Raw genomic sequence first — 4,090 nt, forward strand, 5'->3', positions numbered from 1 at the left:
CGACGACAACAATTTCCCATCACGTGAATGCACCACCAGATCGCCGCCGATCACCGGAAGGCCTCGATACGTGCGATCCATACGCACATGTTCACTTCCATCCGCCTCTACTACAACATCAGTCGGACGATAGCGCTCGGCGTCCAGAGCACGCTCACTGACTTTTTCCCCGGCAGTCTGTGCTGCAGCGATCTTTTCCTGCCGCAACAGCGACTGCGCACGCGCAATGGTTTCTTGCTTATCGATGTGATGCGCAGTGGCAATGCTCACGTGACGCAATTCTGACACAGCGTCTGCGTGAGCTGCCGGCATACCTGGCTTACCCTCTAAGTCCGCTTTTCCACCTTGCCCGCCTTGGACAAACCCTTCGACCTGCGGAACGACGCCGGTAAGAAGGGCAGCAGAACCAGCAATAGCGATGCCGATAGCCATCACCAACTCTTTAGTTTTCAGTTTCATCAGAATTACCCCCAAATAGTTAAGATCAGATGTGAGTCAAGAGAACCCAACGCCACAAGCTCCAGTAGCCCACATACTCTGAAAACTGATTTTGGTGTTCCCCTCCCTACCGGAAGGATCATTCGCGAATTGTTGCGTCACAACACTAGACGCATTGAACGTAAACTTTTTCGATCTCAACAGAGCTGGATGATCGCTATCCGATAGATAACGCAATCATCCTTGCAGTGAAAGTCCTCCGTTCGCTGCGCGGAGAATGACGCTGCTAAATCGTCGACCGCGAGGCCGACGTAGCGGCTGGGCATCCAGGCGGGCCTGGGCGAGTTCGTGGCCTCTCCCCAGATCAATCGTTACGAACAGGGGCATAGCACCCCGGATCCCGTCACCGCCACACCGCTCGCCAAGGTCCTGGGCGTCCCCCGCGGCCTACTTCTATGCCGACGACCCGGCCTGGCCCGACTGATCCTGGCCTTCTCGGCGCTAAGCAAGCGCAAGCAGGCTCAGATCCTGAGAAGCATTGAAGCTGGCGGGTAGCATCCCCCGCCCGGGACTCCGCCCCTTGGCAGAAGCGCATGGACAAATGTCCATCCGACGCATTCATTGATGTGGAAAGTCATCAACAGGAACGCTGATACCGTCCCACTCTGAGCAAGACGACTTGACGCCGCCGGCGACTGGAAGGAATGCTCAGAAGCCGGTGGGAGTTTCGCGCCGCCTTCATGCGCTTTTCACCCACTATTGGAGGCCAGGGGGGCTGATGTCCACACGGTTTTGTTGGATCGAAAAGGAGTTTCGCTGGACGATGAGCTTCCGGCCCATTGGGCTCCTTCTTGCATTGCTCTATGCCGTCGGCTTCCTGACGCTGCGCGATTGGTCCGTCGACCAATGGTATCTGCCCGCCGGTTTGCGCGTTGCAGCCTTGCTCCTGTTCCCATTCCGGTACTGGCCCTACCTCATTGCCGGCGAAACCGGGGGGCTGCTGTACCTGCGTTACGGCGCGATCGAGCGGAATGGCCTGGACTGGTACCTCGTCTCCACTACGACAGTCATGCCGATGGTCGCGGCGATCGTGTACTTGCATCGCCCCCGCTTCACGATGCTTCGCGAGTATTGGTTTCTTTCCGTCGCGGTCGCTGTTGCGATTTCGGTGACGGCCCTGAACGTCCTTACCATCGAGTTGTTCATGCCCCCCACCGCATCAACGGGGCAATGGGAACGTAGCATCAAGTACATCATCGGTGATTACCTCGGCATCCTGATGCTGGCACCACTGGCCTTGTTGTGGCAGCAGCGTAAACTCTCCCACCCCTCCCGCAAACTGCGGTGGGACGCCGTCGTTGCACTGACGGTCATCGCCGGGCTGACCGTGCTGGTGCATTCCACCCGTGACGATCCCCTCCAAAGCAATAGCGCGCGCGTGCTGATGATGCTCCCGGCCATATTGCTGACGTGCTTGCACGGTTGGCGCGGCGCGGCCATCGGCATCTCTGCGGTCAACCTCGCCATCGGCCTGACCCTGATCAAAACGAGGCAGCTCGGATCGCATGATCCAGACACTTTCATCGTTCAGCAGATGCTGGCGATGGCCGGTACCGCCATGCTGGCCTTCGGCACCGCAATCTCGCTCTACTATCGAAAATTCTGGGATGCGTCGCTGACACAGCTGCGAGCCCAAGCGCTGATCAAGTCCAGCGTCCTTGCCGGTGAACGGGACCTGCAGGATCGCGCGACCCGTATCGAGGTTATCGGGGAGGAGATCGATGCCTCCCTGCGCCAGGCGGTGCAGTCGCTGAGGGAGCGAGGGCATCACAACGCCGCGATGGACCTGCTGCGGAACAGCGTGACCCAGTCACAACTGCTGCGAGAGCAACTGCGCCTGGCGCGGCCCTCCGGCATCAAGCAGTTCGGCCTCTATGTCGAATTGCAATCCGGCCCGATCGCATTGGCCTGGGATCAATCCGGTCGTGTCGCCCCCCCCTACCTGACGGGCGATCCCTGTCAGCTAGGCTTGGATCTGCAGTTGGCGGCGTACCGCTGCATCCACGATGCCGTCAACCTGCTGCTCGAACTTGAGGCGGGCACGGTCCTGATCCGCGCCCACAGCGGCAAGCGTGGCGATCTGCGCGGCATCGCTGTCAACGTCTCGCTGCTTGATCCGTCGACACCGCTGTCTGCCGAAACTGCGGTGCGCGCGTTGGATGCCCTTGCCGGCCGCGCACTCGCTTACGGAGGCACCGTGCGATGCCGCCGCAATTCGATCCGTATCGTCCTCAGCGAACCCGCCAAAACCTCGGCGAGCTGCGGTCAGGGGGCTGTTTCTTCAACGGCCCACATCACACCGTTCGCGCCATTGTAGGCCACGATTTCCACATCCTGAGAACGGTAGACCACCGTGCGCACGGATCCAGCAGGAATTGGCAGACGCCGCTGCGGCGTGGACACGCGATCGACATCGGACCCCATCGGCAACCTCCAGACCGTTGTGCCGATTTGACCGACCACGAAGCGCACGACTCCTGTGGCGTCAGTGACCTGAAGATGAAGAACCCCATCGCGCTCCAGCTCGTAGACGCGCCAAGCGGCGCTCAGGCTCTGATCCTGCGCAGGCGGGATGGGTCGCCCCAACCCCGTCACCGCCCTCTTCACGAGGGTATGCCCTTCTTCCGGGCAGCCGCAGGACGGCTCTGCTGCAAACACTGGGGTTGTCATCGAAACAAGCGCAACCATGACCCCTACACCTAACGGATTCTGCTGGAGCCTCGCCATAACTCACCTGTCACGTCTGAGGGTTGAACCGGATTGCAGCCCTTGGCCGACGCCGAGACAGCCCCTGACCAGTGGACCGAAGCTATCACATTCGGGTGCAAGCCCCGGTCGGGGCTGGTGCCTGGCCAAGGCCAAGAAAAACGCAGCTGGCCAGTACGCCCTGGCAAGAATCCAACTCTCTCTTTTCATATCCCCTCCGAAACAATATCAGTTGCCTAACGCTACGTTTGTCCATCGCAAGGCATGAGATCAATGCCGCATCTCAGGCTTTGGATCCGGAGTCGCTGCGCCTTGCTATCAAAATCGATGATGCCCACATTCTTCGAGCGAATCCCTATCAGGAGCCCAGACTCATAACCATGAACAACCATCTCGATTTCCGAGACGAAAATGTGTACAAATGTATACTCACGAAGCCCATCGACGCCCTCTCCCCACAACGCGCCAATGTGCTGGCCTTTTTGCGTCGCGAGCTGACGGCCGGGCGAGCACCTAGCCTGGCCGAGATCGCCAACGCCTTTGGCTTCGCCTCACGCAATGCCGCGCAGAAGCACGTACAGGCGCTCGTGGCCGACGGCCTACTGGAATTGATCCTGGCCAAAAAGCGCGGCCTGCGCCGGGCGGGCCGGCCGTGCTGCCGCTGCCGGTCCTGGGGCGTGTGGCCACCGGCCAGCCGATCGGTGCGGACATTGGCCTGGACGAGCAACTCTGGCTGGATCGCCGGCTGTTCTCGCCCACGCCCGACTACCTGCTCAAGGTGCAGGGCGATTCGATGATCGAGGATGGCATCCTCGATGGCGATCTGGTGGGCGTGCACCGGACGCCTGAGGCGCGCAACGACCAGACAGTGGTGGCGCGCATCGAT

Annotated in this window: 2 protein-coding genes and 2 pseudogenes; 2 read left to right on the forward strand and 2 right to left on the reverse strand. The window is 60.4% G+C overall.

Going from position 1 to position 4,090, the window contains the following annotated elements:
* A pseudogene (locus tag LG367_RS18690) lies at window positions 1–459 on the reverse strand (hypothetical protein); the annotation flags it as partial.
* Between the two features lie 757 nt (window positions 460–1,216).
* Here LG367_RS18690 and LG367_RS18020 point away from each other — a divergent pair.
* On the forward strand, window positions 1,217–2,815 hold the full coding sequence (locus tag LG367_RS18020) for an MASE1 domain-containing protein (protein ID WP_226470653.1): 1,599 nt from the start codon (window positions 1,217–1,219) through the stop codon (window positions 2,813–2,815).
* Here LG367_RS18020 and LG367_RS18025 read toward each other — a convergent pair.
* A complete protein-coding gene (locus tag LG367_RS18025) occupies window positions 2,764–3,186 on the reverse strand; it encodes a hypothetical protein (RefSeq protein ID WP_226470654.1) in 423 nt (140 codons plus the stop codon). The genes LG367_RS18020 and LG367_RS18025 overlap by 52 nt on opposite strands.
* Before the next feature lie 458 nt (window positions 3,187–3,644).
* On the opposite strand from LG367_RS18025, the pseudogene lexA reads away from it, so the two are divergent.
* Window positions 3,645–4,090: pseudogene (gene lexA / locus LG367_RS18030) on the forward strand (transcriptional repressor LexA); the annotation flags it as partial.

It is taken from the genome of Luteimonas panaciterrae, from assembly GCF_020511115.1.
GTDB classification, from domain to species: Bacteria; Pseudomonadota; Gammaproteobacteria; order Xanthomonadales; family Xanthomonadaceae; genus Luteimonas; species Luteimonas panaciterrae.